Below are 24013 nucleotides of genomic sequence, written 5' to 3' on the forward strand. Positions count from 1 at the left end.
CTGTGCGGAGAGCTCGCGGTTGAACGAGGAGTACCGGAGGGCGCGTAACCGCGCCTGATCACCCTACGACTCCCGCCCCGGTCCCCAACCCTAGACAGGTCGAGCGCCGGGGCGGGTCTCACACGCTCCACAACGACGACACAAGGAGAGGCATGTTCGTTCACTCCGACCGCCTGCCCACCAGCCCGGCGCTACCGCAGGGCCTCGTAACCGCACGCCCGTGGGGCCTCGGCCGCATGGCGCCCTACCCCACCATGGCACCCGCCTACGCCCGCGCCGCCCTGGATCCGGCCACGCAGACCGCGGTGTTCTACGACGCCGCCGGCCAGGTGCTGGAGATGGGCAAGCACGGCACGTCCACCGGCACCAACCCGGCGACCGGCACCAGCCCTGACGGCCAGGGCGGCGGGGACACCGACACCGGGAACGACACCGACCAGTGAGCGACTCGCCGGTGTTGGTCGTCACCAGCCTGCACGACCCCACCGCCGACGTGGTGATCCGTGAGCTGCACGATCGGGACGTCCCGGTCGTGCGGCTCGACTCGGGGGACTTCCCCGCCACCCTGTCGGTGGAGGCAGAGATCAACGAGCACGGTCTGCGTGGCCGCCTGCACACACCCTCCCGCACCGCGGACCTGGCGTACGTGCGGGCCCTGTACTACAGGCGTCCGACCGGCTTCGCCTTCCCGCACCTCGGCGAGCAGGACGCCCGGTTCGCCGTCACCCAGGCCCGGTACGGGCTGGGCGGTGTCGTGGCGTCCCTGCCCGGGTGCCTGTACGTCAACCACCCGCACCGCATCGGGGACGCCGAGTTCAAACCCGCCGGCCTCACCACGGCCGTCGACGCCGGGTTCCTGGTGCCGCCCACCCTCATCACCTCAAGCCCCGACGCCGCCCGGCAGTTCATCAAGGCCCACGGGCCCGTGATCTACAAGCCGCTGTCGAATCCCGTCTACCTGGTCGACGGTGTCTCCTCCGTGGTGAAGGTCGCTGAGGTCGCCGAGGCGGACATCGACGACGCGGTCGCCGGCACGGCCCACCTGTTCCAGCAGCGCGTTGCCAAGGTCGCCGACGTACGGGTGACCGTCATCGGCGGCCAGGTGTTCTGCGTCCGCATCGACTCCGACCTCCTCGACTGGCGCACCGACTACAGCCGCCTGACCTACACGGTCGTCGAGGCACCGCCCGGCATCCGCCCAGCGATCCACCGCTACATGAACCGCTTCCGGCTCGTCTTCGGCGCATTCGACTTCGCCGTCGGCGAGGACGGCCGATGGTGGTTCCTGGAGTGCAACCCCTCCGGCCAGTGGCACTGGCTGGAGACCGAGACCGGCCTGCCCATGACCGCGGCCCTGGCCGACCTTCTGGAGAGGACATCGTGACCGAAGAAGCCCAGCTTCACCGGCTGCTCCTGGACAGGCTGACATCCACCGGCAGCCTGCGCACCGAACCGTGGAAGCAGGCAGCCGCGGCCGTCCCCCGGCACGAGTTTCTGCGCGGCGGCTTCTTCCGCCGCGCGCACGGTACCGACTTCACCGCCTGGCAGCCCGTACGGCCGGGAGAGCCCGGCTGGCTCGAGGGCTGCTACACCGACGAGTCACTGGTCACCCAGATCGCCGGCACGATCGTGCCCGAGGACATCCGCGGCCGGATCAGCCGGGAGCCGACCAGCTCCAGCACCTTGCCCTCCCTCGTGCTGCGCATGCTGGAGGACCTCCAGGTCGAGGACGGCCACCGGGTGCTGGAGATCGGAACCGGAACCGGCTACTCCACCGCCCTGCTCTGCGCACGGCTCGGCGAGGACAACGTCACCTCCATCGAGTACGACCCGGACGTAGCCGCTCGGGCCCGGGCCGCGCTGGGCCACGTCGGCCTCTACCCCACGCTCATCACCGGCGACGGCCTCAACGGCCACGGCGAGGGCGCACCCTACGACCGGGTCATCGCCACGTGCGCCGTGCGCACGGTGCCCACAGCGTGGATCGAGCAGACCCCGCCGGGCGGCATGATCCTGGCGACCATCTGCGGATGGCTGGGCTCCTCGGAGCTCGCGCGTCTGACCGTCCGCGGCGACGGCACTGCCTCCGGTCCACTGCTCGGCGGAGGCGTGTCGTTCATGCTCGCCCGCCCGCACCTGCCGCCGCCACTCGGCCTGCTCCCCGACTTGGAGGACGGCAAGGAGAGCGAGACGACCATGGGCACGGAGGTGCTGGACAACTGGACGTCCCGGTTCGTCGTGCAGCTCGCCGTGCCGGGCGCTCAGCGGCTGACGCTGGAGCGGGACGGGCGTGCCGAGGACGTCCTGGTCGATGTCGAGACCGGCTCGTGGGCCGCGGTGTACCGGGACGGCGGCCGGTGGCTCGTCCGGCAGGGCGGCCCGGAGCCACTGTGGGACGCCGTGGAGGAGGCGTTCCGGCGCTGGTGCGCGGCCGGCGCCCCGACGCTGGAGAAGTTCACCGTGACCGTCACTGCGGAGGGGCAGACGATCCACTGGTAGCCCGGAGGCCCGCTCCCTCCTCGACCGGCCGCTCGTAGCCCAGTAACCCCGGCCGGCCCCGTCCGCCTGTTCACCCCCGTGGCGGGTGGGCGGGGCCTCACTCGCCGAGAAGCTCGGCGAGCGGCACACCCAGAACTCGGGCGATCCGCAGCAGAGTCGACAACTTCGACTCCTCGCCCGTCTCGACTCGCCAAAGGGTCACGCGGTCGATGCCGGCGGCGAGGATAAGCCGCTCCTGGGTGAGGTTTTGCCGCTCGCGTTCGGCACGGATGCGGTGGCCGATGGCCCGGCGTTCTTCGGTGAGCCAGGAGTCGTCGTCGGGCAGCACGTGCATCCGACACACGCTCGGACGATCTTGTGCAGATGTCTGCTGAACGTGTTCAGCATTGTGTGATCACTGAGGGCGCGGGTATGCAGAGCTGTGCACCCCCCTCATCGGTCGGCCCGCCCGGTTACCAGCTGCCACGCGGGAGGGGCAGGGCCAGGCGCCCCCGGTCTACGGACCGGGGGCGCTGTCGTTGCGGGGCGCTGCAGGGGGTCAGCGGGGGAAGACCTCGAAGGCGACGGCTGGCCGGCCGCCGAAGCGGGGGGCGAGGGCGTCCGCCTGCCGGGTGAGGAAGTCCCGGCAGTACTGCTCGACGGACATACCTCCCTTAGCGGGGTCCTCGTCGGTCAGCACCTCGATGTACGTGCGGTGCTCCAGCAGCGAGCGCACCGCGCGCTCCATGCCGGGCGTCGCGTCCACGGCGTGGGTCGGTGTGCTGGAACCGGCGACGGCCACCCAGCGCACGCCGTCCCAGGGTTCGAGGCCCTGCTCGGTGAGTTCCGGGAAGATCCAGCGGTTGCCGGCGTCGCCGGCCGCGTCGAGCGTGGCCCGGCCGACGGCCACGTGGTCCGGGGTGTTCCAGGCGGCGCCGCCCCAGGTGTCGCGGTGGTTGAGCGTGATGACCAGCTCGGGCCGGTGCCGGCGGATGGCGGCGGCGATGTCGCGGCGCAGGGCGGTGCCGTACTCGATGACGCCGTCCCTGTGGTCGAGGAACTCCACCTCGGTCACGCCGACCACCGCCGCGCTCGCCCGCTGCTCCCGCTCGCGCAGCGGGCCGCACCGCTCGGGTGCGATCGTGTCGATGCCCGCCTCGCCGCGGGTCGCGAGGACGTAGGCGACCTCGCGGCCCTCGTCGGTCCACGCCGCGATCGCCGCGGAGCAGCCGTACTCGAGGTCGTCGGGGTGGGCCACCACCGCGAGGGCGCGCCGCCAGTCGCCCGGCATGGGCTGGAGTTGAGTGCTCGTCGGCTCCGTCATGCCGGCAGATTAATCCGCACCACCGACATCACGCCCCGTCACGCGCCAGCGCCAGCAGCCGGTCCAGGACCCGGGGACCGCCGGTGCGCACGCCGTCGTGCTCGAACTCGTCCGTGACCCAGGTGCGCAGCCCGCGGATCGCGCGGGCGGTGCGCAGGGAGTGGGCGGTGTCGACGTACATGTCGTCGTGGTAGACGGCGGCGGCGACCGGTACGTCGTTGGCGGCGAGACGCGCGGGGTCGTACAGCGGCGCCCAGTCGGTGCGGGCGGCGAGCAGGTCGGCGGTCTCGCGCAGGGGGCGCAGGGCCGGGTCGCACGCGAACATCCAGGGGTGAATCGATTCGCCGGTGAACAGCAGCGGCTCGTCGCCCGCCAGGGCCTTGGCGGCGTCGAACTGCGGGAACTCGGCGCGGACCCGCTCGGCCGACCAGGCGGTGGGCCGGGCGTCCTGGGCGTAGACCGACTCGTGGATCAGGGCGTACAGCGGGTGGCGGGCGTAGGAGAGCAGGCCCTGGACCTGCTCCTGGAAGGCGTCGGAGAGCGTGAACCCCTGCGGGGTGCGGACGAAGGCGTCCTCCAGGAGGTGGTGGAGGCGGTGGGTGCCGTCGCCGGTGCCGAGGACGATGCCGAGGGACTGGAAGGCCTCGACGGTGAGCCGGTAGCCGTTCGGCAGGGCCACGTCGTGGGTGAGCAGGTGGTCGGCGATGCGGCGGGCACGTTCGGCGTCCTGCGGGTAGCGGGCGTAGTGGGCGGCGACCTTGCGTTCGATCCGCGGGAAGGCGGCCCGGTACACGTCGTCGGCGTGGGCGTCCAGGGAGGGCAGCCCACCGGTGATCAGCGCGGTGGCCAGCCCTTCGGGAGCCAGGGTGAGGTAGGCGGTCGTACAGAAGCCGCCGAAGCTCTGGCCGAGGACGGTCCAGGGCGCGCCGCCGGTGACCTCGGGGCGGATGGCCTCGCAGTCGCGAACGATCGAGTCGGCGCGGAAGCGGGTGAGGTACTCGGCCTGCTCGGCGGGGCCGCCGCGCAGCGGGAGCGTCTGCCGGTTGGCGGGCGTGGAGTGGCCGGTGCCGCGCTGGTCCAGCAGGAGCACGCGGTACTCCTTCAGCGCCCGGCCCAGCCAGCCGGGCCGGCCGACCGTGCGGTCCGCGCCGAACCCCGGACCGCCCTGGAGGTACAGCAGCCAGGGCAGCTCCTGGTGGGCCTTCTCCCCGGCGACCACCTCACGGGCGTACAGCTCGATGGTCTCGCCCCCGGGCCGGTCGTGGTCGAGGGGCACCGTGAAGCGCCGGTCGGTGAGGACGACTCCGGGCTGGCGGTAGCTGAGGATCAACGAGGCTCCCGGGACGGACGGATTTTCGGGCCGCGTCCCAGTTCATCACAGGGTTCGTCCGGGGGTCAGCCCCTCGATCATGAAACCGTGCCGAACGGCCGTCCGGGCTCAGCGGGAGGCCAGGCTGGAGCGGCGGACGACGAGCTCGGGCTGGAGCACCACCCGGCGGTGCTCGTGCGGCCGGGCCGCGCCCTCCTCCTCGGTCTCCTCCAGGAGCAGGTCGGCCGCCATGGCGCCCATGGTGACGGCGGGCTGCCGTACGGAGGTGAGCGGGACGGCCGCGGCGGCCGCGAACTCGATGTCGTCATAGCCGACGATGGCGAGGTCGTCGGGGACGCGCACCCCGGCCGCGTACATGGCCTGGAGCACGCCGAGCGCGAGCAGGTCGTTGGCGCAGAACACGGCGGTGGGCCGGTCGGCGAGGCCGAGCAGCCGGGCTCCGGCGTCCCGGCCCGCGGCGACGTCCAGCCGTTCGGTGGGCAGTTCGCGCAGCGCGTCCGGACCGAGCCCGGCCTCGGCGAGCGCCTCCAGGGCGCCGGTGCGGCGGTCGCGGACCTGGTTGAGGCCGGGCGGGCCGCTGACGTAGGCGAGGGAGCGGTGCCCGGCGTCGACGAGGTGGCGTACCGCGAGGGCGCCGCCCGCCACGTCGTCGACGGAGACCGAGCACTCGGTGGTGCCCTCGGCGACCCGGTCGACCAGGACGAACGGGATGCCGTGCCGGCGGAACGCCTCGATGTTGCGGCCGGTCGCGTCGGCCGGGGTGAGCAGCACGCCGCGTACCCGCTGCTCGGCGAAGAGCGACAGGTACTCGGCCTCCTCGCCCGGGTTCTGGGCGCTGTTGCAGACCATCACGCCGAGCCCGGCCTGGCGGGCGGCGCGCTCGGCGCCGCGCGCGACGTCGACGAAGAAAGGGTTGCCCATGTCGAGGACGAGCAGCCCCATGATGCGGCTGCGGCCGGCGCGCAGCTGGCGCGCGGACTCGCTGCGGACGTAGCCCAGCCGGTCTATCGCGGACAGCACGCGGGCCCGGGTCTCGGTGGCGACCGTGTCCGGGCGGTTGATCACGTTCGACACCGTGCCGACGGAGACTCCGGCGGCACGGGCGACGTCCTTGATACCCACCGACTGGGCCATCGGGCAGGGACCTCCAGAGGGAGACGAGGGGGGCCGGCGGCCGGGGCGGCTTCACATTACCGGCACGCCGCCCCGGGAACCGGTCGCGGTCAGGCGGGCAGCCGGAAGTCGACGACGTGCAGTGCCGAGGGGGTCGTACCGCTGGACTTCTCCTGGTACATGAAGGACAGCACCCCGTCCTGGGCGACCCGCGTCTCGTCGATGACGACCTCACCGAAGGCGTTGAGGCCGCTGCCGTCGAAGAGGATCCTCCAGTCCGTGTGGCCGGAGGCCGCCGAGGCGCCGGCGATCCGGCCGAAGGGGAAGATCGCGTAGGCGTTGTCGTACTTGTCCAGGATCAGCTTGGTGCGCTGGCTGGAGTTGAGCGGGACCGGTATCTCGGTCTTCTGCCAGGTGCCGGAGGCGTTCCTGCGGACGTGGAAGGCCCGGCCGTTCCTGGTCCGGTCGGTGACGTAGTTCGTGGTGCACTGCCCGAAGCGGCCGGGCACGTAGGAGATGATCGCGTGCGGCCGGCCGGCGGAGTCGGTGAACTGGCTCTCCTGGTTCATCAGGGAGTGGTCCGGGTTCAGCGGGTCGACGACCAGGCCGGGGTCGTTCACGGACACCTTGTCGGAGCCGCCGGTGACGCCGACGACCGTCCCGGCGTTGTTGCGCCAGGTGCGGCCGCGGTCGTCGGAGTAGACGTAGCCGGTGTCGTGGTTGGTGATGCCGCCGCCGCTGCACATCACGGCGCCGTTCTGCTCGCGCCAGGTGAAGAACGAGTGCAGCCTGCCGTCGCGGTCGTAGTCGATGCCGTGCAGGTACATGTTGCGGGCGGTGGAGGAGCCGTGCTCGCTGGTGTAGGTGCCGGTGGAGCTCGACCACTCGCCGAGGTTGGTCCACTTGGTGCCGTCGTACTCGGCGAGCGCGTTGCGGCCGTTGCCGGAGACGGCGACGCGGTAGCTCAGCTGCAGCCTGCCCTCCGGGGTGGAGACGAACTGCGGGTAGGTGAACTGGGAGGTCGGCGCCAGGCCGTCGAGGGTGGACTGCGGTGCGCCGAAGCGGCCGGTGGTCCAGCTCAGTCCCGCGGGGTTGTCCATCAGCCCGGCGACCGACTTGACGTAGGTGAAGCCGTCGCTGTGGGAGTCCATGTTGAGGTGCAGCCGGCCGTCGACCCGGGAGACGCCCATGGAGATGACGTTGTGGGAGTCGTCGTAGCGCAGGGTGTGCCCGACCTTCACCGTCGACCAGGTGCTCGACCCGAGGGCGCGGCGGCCGACGACGGCGTTGCGGTCGGCGGTGTACCAGGCGGCGTACTGGTGGCCCTTGTAGGTCAGCAGGCCGTTCTTCTGGAAGGCGTTGTTGTTGACCAGCCCGTCGTAGGAGACGAAGAAGAGGGCCTGACCGTCGAGTGTGGTGGTGCCGGTCCGGGTGACGGACGGGCCGGGGCCGGCGGCCCGGGCCGTCCCGGAGGTGAGGGCGGGCGTCACCACGGCGCCGGCGAGGGCGGCGGCCAGCAGCGTACGTCTGTGCATCTCGTGGACTCCATCGTCATGCGAGGTGGAACACTTCCGTGAGCGGTTTCATGGCCTCGTCGGGCCGGGCGCCGTCCAGCGACTCGAAGAACGGCGCCATCTCCGCCTGCCAGCGGGCGTTGACGTCGGTGGCTTCCATGCCGGCCCGGGCGGCCGCGAAGTCCTCGGTCTCCAGGTAGCCGACGAGCAGTCCGTCCTCGCGCAGGAAGAGCGAGTAGTTGTGCCAGCCGGTCTGCGACAGTGCCTGGAGCATCTCCGGCCACACCGCGGCGTGCCGCTGGCGGTACTCGTCGAGACGGTCCGCCCGGACCTTCAGCAGGAAGCACACGCGCTGCATCAACGACCCTCCGAGGTCTAGAAATTGAACTGGTCGATGTTCTTCGCGTCGAACACGGTCGGCTTGCCCAGGCTGATCACGCCGTCCTTGCCGATGGTGTACTCGCCCATGGAGCCGGCCTTGAAGGTCTCGCCCTCCTTGCCGGTGATCTGCCCGGACGACAGCGCGACCGCGGTCCGCGCGGCCAGCTCGCCCAGCTTGGCCGGGTCCCACAGCTCGAACGCCTCGACGGTGCCGTTCTTGACGTACTTGCGCATGTCGTTGGGGGTGCCGAGGCCGGTCAGCTTGACCTTGCCCTTGTACTTGGAGCCCGACAGGTACTGGGCGGCGGCCTTGATGCCGACGGTGGTCGGGGAGATGATCCCCTTCAGGTTCGGGTACTCCTGGAGCAGGCCCTGGGTCTGCTGGAAGGACTGCTGGGCGTCGTCGTTGCCGTACGCGACCTTCACCAGCTTCATGTCCTTGTACTCGGGCTTCTTCAGCTCGTCCTTCATGAAGCCGATCCAGGTGTTCTGGTTCGTCGCCGTCTGCGCGGCGGACAGGATCGCGATCTCGCCCTTGTAGCCGATCTGCTTGGCGAGCAGCTGCACCTCGGTACGGCCCAGGTCCTCGGCGGAGGCCTGCGAGACGAAGGCGTTGCGGCAGTCGGGGGTGGTGTCGGAGTCGTAGGTGACGACCTTGATGCCGTTCTTCATGGCCTGCTTCAGCGCGGTGCACAGCGCGCCCGGGTCCTGCGCGGACACGGCCATCGCGTCGACCTGCTGCTGGGTGAGCGTGTTGACGTAGGAGACCTGCCCGGCGGTGTCGGTCGCGCTGGACGGCCCGACCTCCTTGTAGCTGGAGCCCAGCTCCTTCAGCGCCTTCTCGCCGCCCTTGTCGGCGGTGGTGAAGTAGGGGTTGTTGACCTGCTTGGGCAGGAAGCCGACCGTCAGGCCCTTCTTCAGCTCGGCGTCGGGGTCGGCCTTGCCGGCGGTGGCGGCCGAACCGCCCTCGTCGGCGACGTCCTTCTTGGTGGTGCCGCCGCAGGCGGTGAGCGCCAGGGCGAGGGAGGTGGCGGTGGCGAGCGCCGCACAGCTGCGGCGGAGGGTCGTCTTGCGCATGGCTGTCGTCCTTTACGGAAGGGCTGGTTATGAGGCGGGAGTCGAGGTGGCTCTGCGGCCCGCCCTCGCTGTGGAGATCTGCCGTACGACCCGGGGGCCGAGCACGGAGAGAACGAGCAGGACGCCGGTGACGACGATCTGCGACTGGGCCGAGACGTCCTGGAGGCTCATCACGTTCTGCAGCGCCCCCAGCAGGAACACCCCGGCGATCGCACCGCCCAGCGTGCCCTTGCCCCCGTCGAAGTCGATCCCGCCGAGCAACACGGCGGCCACCACCGACAGTTCGAGCCCCGTGGCGTTGTCGAAGCGCGCACTCGCGTAGTGCAGCGCCCAGAAGATGCCGGTCAGTGAGGCCATCAGACCGGTCAGCGTGAACAGGATCAGCTTCTGCCGCCTGACCCGGATCCCGGCGAAGCGGGCGGCCTCCTCGCTCGCCCCGACCGCGAAGAGCGAGCGCCCGAACGGCGTGGCGTGCAGGGCGACCACGGCGATGGCCAGCAGGACGAGGAAGGGCAGGAAGGCGTACGGAATGAAGGTGTCCCCGATGCGCCCGGCCGCGAAGTCCAGATACTGCGCCGGGAAGTCGGTCACCGCGTCGGAGCCGAGCACGATCTGCGCGATGCCCCGGTAGGCGGCCAGCGTGCCGATGGTGACGGCCAGCGACGGCAGGCCCAGCCTGGTCACCAGCAGCCCGTTGACCAGCCCGCACAGCACACCCAGCAGCAGGCAGACCGGGATGATCGTCTCGATGGCCATGCCCTGGTTCCATAGGGCGCCCATCACGGCACCGGACAGACCGGCCGTGGAGGCCACCGACAGGTCGATCTCGCCGGAGACGACCAGCAGGGTCATCGGCAGCGCGATGAGGGCGATGGGGAGTGTGTTGCCGATCAGGAACGACAGGTTGAGCGCGTTGCCGAAGCCGTCGACGAAGCCGAACGAGAACAGCAGCACCACGATCAGCAGGGCGCCGACCGCGGAATCCCACCTTTTCAAGGCGGACCAGCGGACCGCTCGGCTCAGGGAGATGTCAGCCATGGCGGGCGTTCCTCTTCTTCAGGGCCAAGGCCACGCGCAGCGCGACGATCCGGTCGACCGCGATGGCGAGGATGAGCAGGATGCCGTTGATGGCGAGCACCCAGACGGAGCTGACGCCGAGCGCGGGCAGCACACTGTTGATGGAGGTCAGCAGGAGCGCGCCGAGGGCCGCGCCGTAGACGCTGCCGGAGCCGCCGGTGAAGACGACTCCGCCGACCACGACCGCGCTGACGACGGTCAGTTCGTAGCCGTTGCCGGTGCCGGAGTCGACGTTGCCGAACCGGGCGAGGTACATCGCGCCGGCGAGTCCGGCGAGGGCGCCGCAGAAGGTGTACGCGGCGAGGATCCGCTTGCGCACGGGGATGCCGGCGAGCCGGGCGGCCTCCGGGTTGGAGCCGAGGGCGTACAGCTCGCGGCCGCTGCCGAAGTGCTTGAGGTAGTAGGCGGTGGCGACCAGGACGGCCAGGGCGATCAGGGCCAGGTACGGCACCGCCGAGATGCCGCCGGAGCCGAAGTCGACGAACCCGCCGGGCAGGTCGGCCGCGGTGATCTGCCGGGAGCCGACCCAGATGGAGTCGATGCCCCGGATGATGTACAGCGTGCCGAGGGTGACCACGAGCGCGGGCACCTGGCCGAGGCTGACGAGCAGTCCGTTGAGCAGTCCGAAGCCGATGCCGAGCAGTACGGCCAGGGCGATCGCGACGACCGCGTTGCCGCCGCCCTGGAGGTGGCTGCCGGCGGCGAAGGCACTGATGCCGAGCGTGGAGCCGACGGACAGGTCGACGTTGCGCGTGATGACGACCAGGGACTGGCCGGTGGCGACCAGGACGAGGATCGTCGCGTTCAGCAGCAGGTCCTTGATGCCCTGCTCGGACAGGAACTCGCTGTTGCCGGCCTGGGTGACGCCGATCATCACCAGGAAGACGACCAGGATGGCCAGTTCGCGCATCTTGAAGACGCGGTCCACGAGCCGCGTGCCGCTCGACTTGGGCACGTCGGCCACGGGGGCCTCCTGCGGGGACACGACCGTCATGCGGCGGCCCTCCCGGTGGCTGCGGCCATCACGGTTTCCTCGGTGGCGTCGGAGCGCGGGATCTCGGCGGTGAGGCGGCCCTCGTGCATCACCAGCACGCGGTCGGCCATGCCGAGGATCTCGGGCAGGTCGGAGGAGATCATCAACACGGCCACGCCGTCCGCGGCCAGCTGGGACAGCAGCCGGTGCACCTCGGCCTTGGTGCCGACGTCGATGCCGCGCGTGGGCTCGTCGACGATCAGCACCTCGGGGCCGGTGGCGAGCCACTTGGCGAGCACGACCTTCTGCTGGTTGCCGCCGGAGAGCGTGTTGACCGTGTCGGCGATCCGGGCGTACTTGACCTGGAGCTTGACGGCCCAGTCGAGGGAGCGGCTGCGCTCGGCGCCGCGGTCCATGAGCCCGGCCTTCACGGTGGTGCGCAGCCCCGTGAGGCCGATGTTCCGCTCGATGGACATGTCCATCACCAGGCCCTGGGCGCGGCGGTCCTCGGGCACCAGGGCGAGTCCGGCGGCCATGGCCGTGGAGGGGGCGCCGTTGGCCAGGGCCTTGCCGTGGACGCGGACCTCTCCGGCGTCCCAGCGGTCGATGCCGAAGACGGCCCGGGCGACTTCGGTGCGCCCGGCGCCGACGAGTCCGGCCAGGCCGACGATCTCGCCGTGCCGTACCTCGAAGGAGACGTCGGTGAAGACGCCCTCGCGGGTCAGCCGGCGCACGCTCAGGGCGACCTCGCCCGGCTCGACCTCCTGCTTGGGGTACAGCTCGTCGAGGTCGCGGCCCACCATGCGGCGCACCAGGTCGTCCTCGGTCAGGCCCGCCAGGGGCTCGCTGGCGATCCAGGCGCCGTCGCGCAGGGTGGTGACCCGCTGGCAGATCTCGAAGATCTCCTCCAGCCGGTGGGAGATGAACAGGACGGCGGCGCCCTGCTCGCGCAGGGTGCGCACGACCCCGAAGAGACGGGCGACCTCGCTGCCGGTGAGGGCGGCGGTCGGCTCGTCCATGATCAGCACGCGGGCGTCGAAGGAGAGGGCCTTGGCGATCTCGACGATCTGCTGGTCGGCGATGGACAGACCGCGCGCGGGGCGGTCGGGGTCCAGGTCGACGCCGAGGCGCTCCATCAGCGCGGCGGTCGCGTTGTGCGTGGCCTTGTGATCGATGCGGCCGAGCGCGCGGCGCGGCTGGCGGCCCATGTAGATGTTCTCGGCGATCGACAGGTCGGGGAAGAGCGTGGGCTCCTGGTAGATCACGGCGATGCCGGCGTCGCGGGCGTCGCCGGGCCCGTGGAAGGCGACGGGCGCACCGTCGAGCAGCACCTGGCCGGCGTCCGGCCGGTGCACTCCGGCGAGCGTCTTGATGAGGGTCGACTTGCCGGCACCGTTCTCTCCGGCCAGGGCGTGCACCTCCCCGGGGAACAGCTCCAGGGAGACGTCCCGCAGGGCGCGGACCGCGCCGAAGGACTTGGAGACGTCCCTCAGCGCCAGAACCGGGGCCGGACCCGTGGTGGACGGGTGGGTCATTGGGGGCTCCTCGACGACGCCGGCGGGACCGCCACTCGGCGGCGTGGGCGTCGTGAAAGGTTTCAACTGGGTTGCCGGGACGTTAGGCGGGCCGTGCATGTCACGTCAATGGGTTCCGGTCGAAAAAGTTTCGATGCCAGAAGGTCACGCCCTGGTCACGGGAGGCCGTCTTGGCCGGAGGGGTTGACACCCCTTCGGGGGGCCCATAGCTTCGCGTCCTGAATCGTTTCATTCAGTGGTCGTCACGCGTGGCCGTCGCGACCCGATGTCTCAGGAGTTCTGACGTGACCGAGCTCGCCGCGGCGAAGGCCGCTCTCAAGACACAGGCCGTCGAGACGCCGTCGTGGGCGTACGGGAACTCCGGCACACGGTTCAAGGTGTTCGCGCAGGCGGGCGTTCCGCGCACGCCGCAGGAGAAGCTGGACGACGCGGCGAAGGTGCACGAGTTCACGGGGGTCGCCCCGACGGTCGCGCTGCACATCCCGTGGGACCGGGTCGACGACTACGCGGCGCTGGCCAAGCACGCGCAGGACCGCGGGGTGAGGCTCGGGGCGATCAACTCCAACACCTTCCAGGACGACGACTACAAGCTCGGGAGCATCTGCCACCCGGACGCGGCGGTGCGGCGCAAGGCCGTGGACCATCTGCTGGAGTGCGTCGACATCATGGACGCGACCGGGTCCACGGATCTGAAGCTGTGGTTCGCCGACGGCACGAACTACCCCGGGCAGGACGACATCCGCAGCCGGCAGGACCGGCTGGCCGAAGGGCTGGCCGAGGTCTACGAGCGGCTCGGGGACGGGCAGCGGATGCTGCTGGAGTACAAGTTCTTCGAGCCGGCCTTCTACACGACGGACGTCCCGGACTGGGGCACCGCCTACGCCCACTGCCTCAAGCTCGGGCCGAAGGCCCAGGTCGTGGTCGACACGGGGCACCACGCGCCCGGGACCAACATCGAGTTCATCGTGGCGACGCTGCTGCGGGAGGGCAAGCTCGGCGGGTTCGACTTCAACTCGCGGTTCTACGCGGACGACGACCTCATGGTGGGCGCCGCGGACCCGTTCCAGCTGTTCCGGATCATGTACGAGGTGGTGCGGGGCGGCGGGCTCTCGCCCGAGATCGCGTTCATGCTCGACCAGTGCCACAACATCGAGGCGAAGATCCCGGCGATCATCCGCTCGGTGATGAACGTGCAGGAGGCCACGGCGAAGGCGCTGCTGGTCGACGGGGACGCGCTGGCCGCGGCGCAGCGGGCGGGGGACGTGCTGGAGGCGAACGCGGTGCTGATGGACGCGTACAACACGGATGTGCGGCCGCTGCTGCGTGAGGTGCGGGAGGAGATGGGGCTGGACCCCGAGCCCCTTGCCGCGTACCGGCGGTGCGGGTGGGCCGAGAAGATCGTGGCCGAGCGGGTGGGCGGGCAGCAGGCGGGGTGGGGTGCGTAGGCGTCTGCCGGGTTCTGCTCCATGCGGGCTGCAAACCGGTTGTGGCTGGTCGCGCGGTTCCCCGCCCCCCTGACATACACACTCTCCGTTGCAAAGGAACTGTTCATGGCTGTTCATCCCGAAGCTGACGCTCTGCTCGCCCGGTCGCACCGGCTCGGGGCCGATCCCCGGAACACGAACTACGCGGGGGGCAACGCCTCCGCCAAGGGCACCGCGCCCGATCCCGTCACCGGCGGGGACGTCGAGCTGATGTGGGTCAAGGGGTCCGGCGGGGACCTGGGGACACTGACCGAGGCGGGCCTGGCCGTGCTGCGCCTGGACCGGATGCGGGCGCTCGTCGACGTCTATCCGGGTCTCGAGCGCGAGGACGAGATGGTCGCCGCCTTCGACTACTGCCTGCACGGCAAGGGCGGGGCCGCACCCTCCATCGACACCGCGATGCACGGGCTGCTCGAGGCCGCGCACGTCGATCATCTGCACCCGGACTCCGGGATCGCGCTGGCCTGTGCCGCCGACGGGGAGAAGCTGACGGCCGAGTGTTTCGGGGACACGGTCGTGTGGGTGCCGTGGCGGCGGCCCGGCTTCCAGCTGGGGCTGGACATCGCCGCCGTGAAGAAGGCCAATCCGCAGGCCATCGGCTGCATCCTCGGCGGGCACGGCATCACCGCCTGGGGCGACACCTCCGAGGAGTGCGAGCGGAACTCGCTGCACATCATCCGCACCGCCGAGCAGTTCCTCGCCGAGCGGGGCAGGCCCGAGCCCTTCGGGCCGGTGCTCGACGGGTACGCCGCGCTGGGCGCCGCCGAGCGGCGGGAGCGGGCCGCCGCCCTCGCGCCGCACGTGCGGGCCCTCGCCTCCCAGGACCGGCCCCAGGTGGGGCACTTCGACGACTCCGAGGTCGTCCTCGACTTCCTCGCACGCGCCGAGCACCCGCGGCTGGCCGCGCTCGGCACCTCCTGCCCCGACCACTTCCTGCGCACCAAGGTCCGGCCGCTGGTACTGGACCTGCCGCCGGCCGCCCCGCTCGACGAGGCGATCGCCCGGCTGAAGGAACTGCACGCCCGGTACCGCGAGGAGTACGCCGCCTACTACCAGCGGCACGCCGAGCCCGGCTCCCCCGCCATGCGCGGCGCCGACCCGGCGATCGTGCTGATCCCGGGCGTCGGCATGTTCTCGTTCGGCAAGGACAAGCAGACCGCCCGGGTCGCGGGCGAGTTCTACGTCAACGCCATCAACGTGATGCGCGGCGCGGAGGCCGTGTCCGCCTACGCCCCCATCGAGGAGTCGGAGAAGTTCCGGATCGAGTACTGGGCGCTGGAGGAGGCCAAGCTCCGGCGGATGCCGAAGCCCAAGGCGCTCGCCACCCGGGTCGCGCTGGTGACGGGTGCCGGCAGCGGCATCGGCAAGGCCATCGCGCACCGGCTCGTGGCCGAAGGGGCGTGTGTGGTCGTCGCCGACCTGAACGCCGACAACGCCCAGGCGGTCGCCGAGGAGCTGGGCGGCCCCGACAAGGCCGTCGCCGTGACCGTGGACGTGACGTCGGAGGAGCAGATCGCCGAGGCGTTCCGGGCGGCGGTGCTGGCCTTCGGCGGTGTGGACCTCGTGGTCAACAACGCCGGCATCTCCATCTCCAAGCCGCTGCTGGAGACCTCCGCGAAGGACTGGGACCTGCAGCACGACATCATGGCGCGCGGCTCGTTCCTGGTGTCGCGTGAGGCGGCCCGTGTGATGATCGCCCAGGGCCTCGGCGGCGACATCGTCTACATCGCTTCAAAGAACGCCGTGTTCGCCGGACCCAACAACATCGCCTACTCGGCCACCAAGGCCGACCAGGCCCACCAGGTGCGGCTGCTCGCCGCCGAGCTGGGCGAACACGGGATCCGCGTCAACGGGGTCAACCCCGACGGCGTCGTGCGCGGCTCGGGGATCTTCGCCGGCGGCTGGGGCGCGAAGCGCGCGGCCGTGTACGGGGTCGAGGAGGAGAAGCTGGGCGAGTTCTACGCCCAGCGGACCATCCTCAAGCGCGAGGTGCTGCCCGAGCACGTGGCCAACGCCGTCTTCGCGCTGACCGGCGGGGACCTCACCCACACGACCGGTCTGCACATCCCCGTCGACGCCGGCGTCGCGGCCGCCTTCCTGCGGTGAGCGCCGACGTGAAGGCGTACGCCGCGGTCGACCTCGGCGCGTCCAGCGGGCGCGTGATGGTCGGCCGCGTCGGCCCCGACAGCCTGCGGCTCACCGAGGCACACCGTTTCCCCAACCGGCCCGTGCGGGTTCCGGAGGGGCTGCGGTGGGACGTCCTCGCGCTGTACGCCGGAGTGCTGGAAGGGCTGAGGGCGGCCGGACAGGTCGACTCCGTCGGCATCGACAGCTGGGCCGTGGACTACGGGCTGCTCGACACGGACGGGGCGCTGCTCGGCAACCCCGTGCACTACCGGGACGCGCGGACCGAGACCGTCGCGGAGAAGGTGTGGGCGACCGTGCCGGCCGAGGAGCTGTACGCCGCTACCGGACTGCAGTACGCGCCTTTCAACACCCTCTACCAGCTGACCGCGGCCCGTTCCACGGCCCAGTTCGCCCGGGCGGAGCGGCTGTTGCTGATGCCGGACCTGCTGACGTACTGGCTCACCGGCGAGCAGGGCACGGAGCTGACCAACGCCTCCACCACCCAGCTGATCGATCCGCGCACCCGGGACTGGGCGTACGGGATCGCGGAGCGGCTCGGGATCGACCTCGGGCTGTTCGCGCCGCTGCGCCGGCCCGGGGACCCCGCGGGGGTGCTGCGGAGCGAGGTGCTGGAGGAGACGGGACTGGCCGGTCCCGTGCCGGTGACAACCGTCGGGTCGCACGACACCGCGTCGGCGGTGGCCGCCGTCCCCGCGACGGGCGAGCGGTTCGCGTACATCTGCACCGGGACCTGGTCGCTGGCCGGCCTGGAGCTGGACGCGCCGGTGCTCACCGAGGAGAGCCGGGCGGCCAACTTCACCAACGAACTGGGGCTGGACGGCACGGTCCGGTACCTGCGCAACATCATGGGGCTGTGGCTGCTCCAGGAGTGCGTGCGGGCCTGGGGCGAGACGAACCTGGGCGGGCTGCTGCTGGAGGCGTCCAAGGCCGAGGCACTGCGCTCGGTCGTGGACGCGGGCGACGCGGCGTTCCTGGCGCCGGGGCGCATGCCCGAGCGGATCGCCGAAGCCTGCCGGGCCTCCGGGCAGCCCGTGCCCCGGACTCCGGGCGAGGTGACGCGCTGCATCGTCGACTCCCTCGCCCTCGCCCACCGCAAGGCCGTGCGGGACGCGCAGCGGCTGGCCGGGCACCCCGTGGACGTGGTGCACATCGTGGGCGGCGGCACGCGCAACGCGCTGCTGTGCCAGCTGACCGCCGACGCCTGCGGACTGCCCGTGGTGGCCGGGCCCACGGAGGCGGCCGCCGTGGGCAACGTGCTCGTGCAGGCGCGGGCGCACGGGCTGGTCGGCGACCTCGCGGGCATGCGGGATCTGCTCGTGCGGACCCAGCCGCTCACCCGGTACGAACCGCGCGGCGGCACCGAACGGTGGCGTGCCGCGCAGGACCGGCTCGCCGGGGCCTGACGGGGTCTCCCCCCGGCCGTACGCCCGGACTACCCTGCAACTCATCCGATGATCAACCCGAGGAGCCGCGATGCGTGTCGCTCTGTTCCTGACCTGCGTCAACGACACGCTGTATCCGGACACCGGGCGCGCCGTGGTGAAACTGCTGACCAGGCTGGGCGTCGACGTCGACTTCCCGATGGCGCAGACCTGCTGCGGGCAGGCGCACTACAACACCGGGTACCGCCATGAGGCGGAGCCGCTCGCCCGTCATTTCTCCGATGTCTTCGGCGGGTACGAGGCGATCGTGACGCCCTCCGGGTCGTGCGGGGCGATGGTGCGGGAGCTGTATCCGCGGATGGGCGAGCGGGCCCGAGCCGAGGGGCGCGGCGGCACCCTCGCGGCCACGCTGGCGCCGGTGGTGCCGAAGACGTACGAGCTCACCGAGTTCCTGGTGGACGTGCTCGGCGTGACGGACGTCGGGGCGTACTACCCGCGCACGGTGACCTACCACCCGACCTGTCACGGGCTGCGCGGACTGGGCCTCGGCGAGCGGCCCCTGCGGCTGCTGCGGGCGGTGAAGGGGCTGGAGCTGGTGGAGCTGCCGGGCGCGGAGGAGTGCTGCGGCTTCGGCGGCACGTTCGCGCTGAAGAACGCCGACGTCTCGGCGGCGATGGGGGCGGACAAGGTGCGCGACGCCGAGTCGACGGGCGCCGAGGTGCTGTGCGCGGCCGACAACTCCTGCCTGATGCACATCGGCGGCACGATGGCCCGGCTGCAGACCGGCATGCGGCCGGTGCACATCGCGGAGATCCTGGCGAGCACGGAGGAGGAACCGGCCGCATGAGCGGAACGTTCGTCGGAATGCCTGCGTTTCCCCCGCCCGCCCACCCGGCGTTTCCCCCGCCCGCCCACCCGGCGTTTCCCCCACCCGCCCACCCGGCGTTCCCGGAGGCCGCGCGGGAGGCCGTCGGGAACGCGACCCTGCGGGGCAATCTGCGGCACGCCACGCACACCATCCGCGCCAAGCGGGCGAAGGCCGTGGCGGAGGTGTCCGACTGGGCCGAGCTGCGCGAGGCGGGCAAGCGGATCAAGGACCACACGCTGCGCCATCTCGACCGCTACCTGGTGCAGTTGGAGGAGTCGGTCACGGCCGCGGGCGGCGTCGTGCACTGGGCCGCCGACGCGGCCGAGGCCAACGAGATCGTCACGCAGCTGGTGAAGATGACCGGCGAGTCCGAGGTCGTCAAGGTCAAGTCGATGGCCACGCAGGAGATCGGGCTCAACGAGGCGCTCGAAGCCGCGGGCATCCACGCCTACGAGACGGATCTCGCCGAGCTGATCGTGCAGTTGGGCAAGGACCGCCCCTCGCACATCCTCGTACCGGCCATCCACCGCAACCGGGGCGAGATCCGCGACATCTTCGCCCGGGAGATGAGCGAGTGGGGCCGCCCCGCTCCCGAGGGCCTGACCGACACGCCCGCCGAACTCGCCGAGGCCGCCCGGCTGCACCTGCGGGAGAAGTTCCTGCGCGCCAAGGTCGGCGTCTCCGGCGCCAACTTCATGGTCGCCGAGACGGGCACGCTCGTGGTCGTGGAGTCCGAGGGCAACGGGCGGATGTGCCTGACCCTGCCCGAGACGCTGATCTCGGTCGTCGGCATCGAGAAGATCGTGCCGACCTGGCGGGACCTGGAGGTGTTCCTGCAGACCCTCCCCCGCTCCTCGACGGCCGAGCGCATGAACCCGTACACGTCGACCTGGACCGGCACGACCGACGGGGACGGGCCGAGCACCTTCCACCTGGTGCTGCTGGACAACGGCCGTACCGACACCCTCGCCGACGAGGTCGGCCGGCAGGCCCTGCGCTGCATCCGCTGCTCGGCCTGCCTGAACGTGTGCCCGGTGTACGAGCGGGCCGGCGGCCACGCCTACGGCTCGGTCTACCCCGGCCCGATCGGCGCGATCCTCAGCCCTCAACTGCGCGGCACGGGCAGCGAGATCGACGCCTCCCTGCCGTACGCGTCATCGCTGTGCGGGGCGTGCTACGAGGTGTGCCCGGTCGCCATCGACATCCCCGAGGTGCTGGTGCATCTGCGGGAGCGGGTCGTGCAGGGCGGTGAGGTCACCCGGGAGGGCAACCGGGTCGTGCTGCGGCCCGCGAAGGGGCACGCCGCGGAGCGGGCGGCGATGCGCGCGGCCCGCTGGGCGTTCGCGCACCCGGGCGCGCTGCGCACCGGTCAGCGCGCCGCCTCCCGGACCCGCCGCTTCCATCCCCGGACCCTGCCGGGCCCGGGCCGGGCGTGGAGCGCGAGCCGGGAGCTGCCGCCGGTACCGGCCGAGCCGTTCCGGGACTGGTGGCAGCGCACGCGCGGCGGGAAGGACGGGGCCGAATGAACAGCAGGGAGCGGATCCTGGGCCGGGTGCGGCGCGCGCTCGCGGACGTGCCGGCCGACGGGACGCCGATCGCGCGGGACTATCTGCGCGAGCACGGACAGCGCGGTGTGGCCGAGACGGTGGACCTGCTCGCCGAGAACCTGGCGGACTACCGGGCCGTCGTGCACCGCACCGGCGCCGCGGGGCTTCCCGGCCTGATCGCGGGGCTGCTGCAGCAGCGCGGGTCGGCCTCGGTGCTGGTGCCGCCCGGGCTGGACGAGGGATGGCTGGCGGCGACCGGGGTGACGCGGGTGGCGGACCGGGCGGAGAGCACCCCGGGCGAACTCGACCGGGTGGACAGTGTCGTGACGGCCTGTGCGGTCGCGATCGCGGAGACCGGGACGATCGTGCTGGACGGCTCGCCCGACCAGGGGCGGCGCCGGATCACGCTCGTCCCGGACCATCACCTGTGCGTCGTACGGGTCCCGGACCAGGTCGTGTCGTCCGTGCCGCAGGGGCTCGAACGCCTCGACCCGGTGCGCCCGTTGACGTGGATCTCCGGGCCGTCGGCGACCAGTGACATCGAGCTGGACCGGGTCGAGGGGGTGCACGGCCCGCGCACCCTGGAGGTGATCCTGGTGGACGGGGCGTGAGGTGAGACGGGCTGCGGCGGCTCAGGGCAGGATCGAGTCGACGTAGCCGCCGTCCACGCGCAGGGCGCCGCCCGTGGTCGCCGACGCCTGGTCGGAGGCGAGGTAGACGACCATGTTGGCGATCTCCTCCGGCTCGATCAGCCGCTGCAGCAGCGACTGCGGCCGGTGCTGCTTCATGAAGGCGCGCTGGGCCTCGTCCCACGGCAGGTCCCGGTCGACGAGCTGGTAGACGAAGTCCTCCACGCCGCCGGTGTGGGTCGGTCCGGCGATGACGGAGTTCACCGTGACGCCGGTGCCGGCGGCCTGCTTGGCGAAGCCCCGGCCCACCGCGAGCAGGGCCGTCTTGGACATGCCGTAGTGGATCATCTCGGCGGGGATGACGACCGCCGAGTCGCTGGCGATGTTCTGCACGCGGCCCCAGCCGCGTTCCGTCATGCCGGGCAGGACGAGCCGGGTGAGGCGCACGGCGGACAGCACGTTCACCTCGAAGTAGCGCAGCCACTCCTCGTCGCTGATCTCCAGGGGGTCGGCGGACTCGAAGATGCCGAGGTTGTTGACGAGGATGTCCACCTGCCCCAGCGCGTCCACCGCCTGCCGGGCGCCCCCGTCGCCGGTCACGTCGGCGGCGACGGGCACCAGGTCGGCGCCGGGGGCCTCGCCCCGCAGGCGCTCCACGGCCTCCTGCACCCGCCCGGGCGAGCGGCCGTTGACGCCCACCCGGGCGCCCGCCCGGGCCAGGCCCGTGGCGATGGCGGCGCCGATGCCCTGGGTGGAGCCGGTGACCAGAGCGGTGCGGCCCTTGAGATCGATCTGCATGCCGAGTCAGCCCTTTCCGTACGGGGGTTGATCGAGTACCCGGGGGGTGTCGCTGAGTACACCCCGCGATACGGGTTCTGCGGCGAGTGTGGTCACGTCCTCTTCTCCGTAGCGTCGTCGGCGAGACACAGGGCGTGTCGCACGAAGGGGGACGAGGAGATGTTCCGCACCGGTCCACGACACCACCAGGACCCGGAACCCGCCGCGGAGGCACTGCGGCTGGTCAAGGTCACCAAGACGTACGGGAGCGCCGAGAGCGCCGTGACCGCCCTGGCCGGGGTGACGCTCGGGCTCGGGCGGGGGACGTTCACGGCGGTGATGGGGCCGTCCGGCTCCGGCAAGTCGACGCTGCTGCAGTGCGCGGCCGGCCTGGACCGGCCCGACAGCGGGATCGTCCGGGTGGACGGCACCGAGCTGACGGGCGGCGGCGAGGCGGAGCTGACGAAGTTCCGGCGGGGCCGGATCGGCTTCGTGTTCCAGCGGTACAACCTGCTGGACACGCTGACCGTGGCGCAGAACACCGTCCTGCCGCTGAAGCTGGCCGGGCGGCGCGTGGACCGGCGGCGGGCGCGCGAGGTGCTGACGTCCCTGGGGCTCGGCGACCGGCTCGGGCACCGGCCGGACCAGCTCTCCGGCGGTCAGCGCCAGCGGGTGGCGATCGCCCGGGCCCTGGTCACCGACCCCCGGGTGATCTTCGCGGACGAGCCGACGGGCGCCCTCGACTCGCGCAGCGCGCGGGACGTGCTCGGGCTGCTGCGGCAGGCGGTGCGGGTGCACGGCCGCACGGTGGTGATGGTGACGCACGACCCGGTCGCCGCCTCCTGCGCCGACTCCGTGCTGTTCCTCGCGGACGGCCGGCTGGCGGGCCGGCTGGACGCGCCGACGGTGGACGCGGTCGCCGAGCGGCTGGCGCACCTGGGCGACGACGTGCCGGCGGGGGTGTGAGCGATGTTCGTGCTGGCGATGCGTTCGATCGGGCAGCGGCCCGGGCGGTTCCTCGCGACGCTGCTGTCCGCGTTCCTGGGCGCGGCGATCATCATGACGTTCCACTCGATGCACGACACGGCCGGGCAGCCGGGCGTGGACCCGGTCAGCTCGGAGACCCTCTCGACGGCGGCGGGCGTGGTCGGCGGCTACGGCACCCTGCTGGTGTTCTTCGCGGTCGCCTCGACGCTGACGGTGAACGTGCGCCAGCGGGCCGCCGAGATGGAGCTGCTGCGCTGCTCGGGGGCGACTCCGGCGCAGCTCAAGCGGATGGTCGTGGGTGAGGCGGTGGTGGTGGCGCTGGTGGGCGCCGCGCTGGCGATCGGCCCGGCGATGCTCGGCGGCCGGGCGCTGCTGGACATGTTCCAGGACAGCGGTCAGATCGCGGGGTCCGTCGAGTTCTCCTTCGGGACGGTGGCCTATGTGACCGGCATCGGCATCACGCTGCTCGCCGCGGCGGGCGCCGCGTTCCTCGCGGTGCGGCGCGCGACGGCGGGCGGCGGGCAGCGGCGGGGCCGGGCGCGGACGGTTTTGGCCTACGCGGCGCTGGTGGCGGGGGCCGCGGCGGTGACGTCGACGTTCGCGTTCTCGGCGGCGGACGCCGCGCTGATGGCGGCGCCCGCCTACGGGGCGATCCTGCTGTCCGTCGGGTGCGCGCTGCGGGCGCCGCGGCTGCTGTCGGCGGTGCTGGACCGGCTGCCGCTCGGCGGGGCGAGCGGGTGGCTGGCGGTGCGGAACCTGCGCGAGCGGGCCGGGCAGCTCGCCGGGATCCTGATGTCGCTGATCCTGTTCACGGCCGTCGCGACGGCGACGCTGACGATGCAGGCGGTGGAGAGCGACGCCGTGGCGGCCTCGGGGGCGGTGAAGTCGGTCGACGCGAAGACCCTGGAGACGCTCAACTTCACGGTCGTCGGCATCATCGTGGTCTTCGTCTGCGTCATGCTCGTAAACTCCCTGTACGCGGCGACCTCGTACCGCGAGCGGGAGTTCGGGCAGCAGCGCCTCGCCGGGGCGACTCCCGGGCAGGTGCTGGGCATGGTGGGGGTCGAGGGGCTGGTCCTGACGGTGACCGGCGTCTGTTTCGGCACGCTGGCGGCGCTGGCGGGGATCGTGCCGTTCACGATGGTGCGCACCGACGGGGTGCTGCCCAACCAGGTGTTCGGCGTGTGGCTCGCGGTGGTGGCGGTCGCGGCGGCGGTGACGGTGGGCACCGGCCTGGCGACGGCGCGCCGGGTGCTGCGCACTCCGGCCGTACGGGCGGTGGCGCCGGCGGCGTGATAGCGGTGGTGGTGAAGGGGGCGGCCGCGACGGCCGCCGCCTCACCGCGTCCAGGCCGGCCCCCGGCGGGCGCCCCGGTTCCACCCCCGTTCC

At 71.9% G+C, this 24013-nt stretch carries 22 protein-coding genes; 11 read left to right on the top strand and 11 right to left on the bottom strand.

Translation table 11 applies throughout. The features are described 5' to 3' along the window. Window positions 1-152 precede the first annotated feature (152 nt). From tgmA to tgmC, 3 genes are read left to right on the top strand one after another with little or no spacing between them, the layout of a single operon-like run. Window positions 153-443 (top strand): putative ATP-grasp-modified RiPP, encoded by a 291-nt coding sequence (gene tgmA, locus ABTZ58_RS07115; RefSeq protein ID WP_351351355.1) that lies wholly within the window; start codon window positions 153-155, stop codon window positions 441-443. Further along, entirely contained in the window at window positions 440-1384 is a 945-nt protein-coding gene (tgmB, locus tag ABTZ58_RS07120) for an ATP-grasp ribosomal peptide maturase (RefSeq protein ID WP_351351358.1), read from the top strand. Before tgmA ends, tgmB begins: the two co-directional genes overlap by 4 nt. Then, window positions 1381-2499, top strand: a complete 1119-nt coding sequence (tgmC, locus tag ABTZ58_RS07125) for an ATP-grasp peptide maturase system methyltransferase (protein ID WP_351351361.1) — start codon at window positions 1381-1383, stop codon at window positions 2497-2499. Before tgmB ends, tgmC begins: the two co-directional genes overlap by 4 nt. 97 nt (window positions 2500-2596) lie before the next feature. Here the strand turns inward: tgmC and ABTZ58_RS07130 are convergent, their stop codons facing one another. From ABTZ58_RS07130 to ABTZ58_RS07175, 10 genes are all read right to left on the bottom strand, one after another. Next, window positions 2597-2833 carry a helix-turn-helix domain-containing protein gene (locus ABTZ58_RS07130; protein WP_351351363.1) on the bottom strand — a complete coding sequence of 79 codons (237 nt, stop codon included), beginning with the start codon at window positions 2831-2833 and terminating at the stop codon, window positions 2597-2599. Window positions 2834-3037: 204 nt separating this feature from the next. Next, a complete protein-coding gene (locus tag ABTZ58_RS07135) occupies window positions 3038-3802 on the bottom strand; it encodes a PIG-L deacetylase family protein (protein ID WP_351351366.1) in 765 nt (254 codons plus the stop codon). A 28-nt stretch (window positions 3803-3830) separates the two neighbouring features. Further along, window positions 3831-5132 (bottom strand): alpha/beta fold hydrolase, encoded by a 1302-nt coding sequence (locus ABTZ58_RS07140; RefSeq protein ID WP_351351369.1) that lies wholly within the window; start codon window positions 5130-5132, stop codon window positions 3831-3833. Between the two features lie 108 nt (window positions 5133-5240). Further along, window positions 5241-6266, bottom strand: coding sequence for a LacI family DNA-binding transcriptional regulator (locus ABTZ58_RS07145; RefSeq protein WP_351351372.1), 1026 nt, complete (start codon window positions 6264-6266; stop codon window positions 5241-5243). Window positions 6267-6355: 89 nt separating this feature from the next. Further along, window positions 6356-7780, bottom strand: a complete 1425-nt coding sequence (locus ABTZ58_RS07150) for a BNR repeat-containing protein (protein ID WP_351351375.1) — start codon at window positions 7778-7780, stop codon at window positions 6356-6358. A gap of 16 nt (window positions 7781-7796) precedes the next feature. Then, entirely contained in the window at window positions 7797-8117 is a 321-nt protein-coding gene (locus ABTZ58_RS07155; RefSeq protein ID WP_351351378.1) for an L-rhamnose mutarotase, read from the bottom strand. Window positions 8118-8134: 17 nt separating this feature from the next. After that, window positions 8135-9217, bottom strand: a complete 1083-nt coding sequence (gene rhaS / locus ABTZ58_RS07160) for a rhamnose ABC transporter substrate-binding protein (RefSeq protein WP_351351381.1) — start codon at window positions 9215-9217, stop codon at window positions 8135-8137. A gap of 27 nt (window positions 9218-9244) precedes the next feature. Further along, entirely contained in the window at window positions 9245-10255 is a 1011-nt protein-coding gene (locus tag ABTZ58_RS07165) for an ABC transporter permease (RefSeq protein WP_351351384.1), read from the bottom strand. Further along, window positions 10248-11288: an ABC transporter permease gene (locus ABTZ58_RS07170; RefSeq protein ID WP_351351387.1), complete on the bottom strand. Its 1041-nt coding sequence runs from the start codon at window positions 11286-11288 to the stop codon at window positions 10248-10250. The genes ABTZ58_RS07165 and ABTZ58_RS07170 overlap by 8 nt, the downstream gene beginning before the upstream one ends. Further along, window positions 11285-12802, bottom strand: coding sequence for a sugar ABC transporter ATP-binding protein (locus ABTZ58_RS07175; RefSeq protein WP_351351390.1), 1518 nt, complete (start codon window positions 12800-12802; stop codon window positions 11285-11287). The genes ABTZ58_RS07170 and ABTZ58_RS07175 overlap by 4 nt, the downstream gene beginning before the upstream one ends. A 284-nt stretch (window positions 12803-13086) precedes the next feature. Between ABTZ58_RS07175 and rhaI the strand changes: the two genes are divergently transcribed. From rhaI to ABTZ58_RS07205, 6 genes are all read left to right on the top strand, one after another. Then, the gene (gene rhaI / locus ABTZ58_RS07180) at window positions 13087-14247 is read left to right on the top strand and encodes an L-rhamnose isomerase (RefSeq protein ID WP_351351393.1); all 1161 of its coding nucleotides are present in this window, start codon (window positions 13087-13089) and stop codon (window positions 14245-14247) included. 105 nt (window positions 14248-14352) lie between these two features. Continuing rightward, window positions 14353-16392 (top strand): bifunctional aldolase/short-chain dehydrogenase, encoded by a 2040-nt coding sequence (locus tag ABTZ58_RS07185; RefSeq protein WP_351351396.1) that lies wholly within the window; start codon window positions 14353-14355, stop codon window positions 16390-16392. Further along, the gene (locus tag ABTZ58_RS07190; protein ID WP_502996021.1) at window positions 16389-17837 is read left to right on the top strand and encodes a rhamnulokinase; all 1449 of its coding nucleotides are present in this window, start codon (window positions 16389-16391) and stop codon (window positions 17835-17837) included. The genes ABTZ58_RS07185 and ABTZ58_RS07190 overlap by 4 nt, the downstream gene beginning before the upstream one ends. A gap of 70 nt (window positions 17838-17907) precedes the next feature. Further along, window positions 17908-18663 (top strand): (Fe-S)-binding protein, encoded by a 756-nt coding sequence (locus tag ABTZ58_RS07195; RefSeq protein WP_351351399.1) that lies wholly within the window; start codon window positions 17908-17910, stop codon window positions 18661-18663. Then, on the top strand, window positions 18660-20210 hold the full coding sequence (locus tag ABTZ58_RS07200) for a LutB/LldF family L-lactate oxidation iron-sulfur protein (RefSeq protein ID WP_351351402.1): 1551 nt from the start codon (window positions 18660-18662) through the stop codon (window positions 20208-20210). The genes ABTZ58_RS07195 and ABTZ58_RS07200 overlap by 4 nt, the downstream gene beginning before the upstream one ends. After that, a complete protein-coding gene (locus ABTZ58_RS07205; protein ID WP_351351405.1) occupies window positions 20207-20842 on the top strand; it encodes a LutC/YkgG family protein in 636 nt (211 codons plus the stop codon). The genes ABTZ58_RS07200 and ABTZ58_RS07205 overlap by 4 nt, the downstream gene beginning before the upstream one ends. Before the next feature lie 21 nt (window positions 20843-20863). On the opposite strand, the gene ABTZ58_RS07210 is transcribed toward ABTZ58_RS07205, so the two are convergent. After that, window positions 20864-21658, bottom strand: coding sequence for an SDR family NAD(P)-dependent oxidoreductase (locus ABTZ58_RS07210; RefSeq protein ID WP_351351408.1), 795 nt, complete (start codon window positions 21656-21658; stop codon window positions 20864-20866). Between the two features lie 159 nt (window positions 21659-21817). Between ABTZ58_RS07210 and ABTZ58_RS07215 the strand changes: the two genes are divergently transcribed. Continuing rightward, the gene (locus ABTZ58_RS07215; protein WP_351351411.1) at window positions 21818-22603 is read left to right on the top strand and encodes an ABC transporter ATP-binding protein; all 786 of its coding nucleotides are present in this window, start codon (window positions 21818-21820) and stop codon (window positions 22601-22603) included. Between the two features lie 3 nt (window positions 22604-22606). Beyond that, complete coding sequence (locus ABTZ58_RS07220) at window positions 22607-23920, top strand: FtsX-like permease family protein (RefSeq protein WP_351351415.1); 1314 nt, start codon at window positions 22607-22609, stop codon at window positions 23918-23920. The last annotated feature ends 93 nt before the right edge of the window (window positions 23921-24013 follow it).

The sequence above is a fragment of the Streptomyces sp. NPDC094143 genome (genome assembly GCF_040303825.1).
GTDB lineage: Bacteria > Actinomycetota > Actinomycetes > Streptomycetales > Streptomycetaceae > Streptomyces.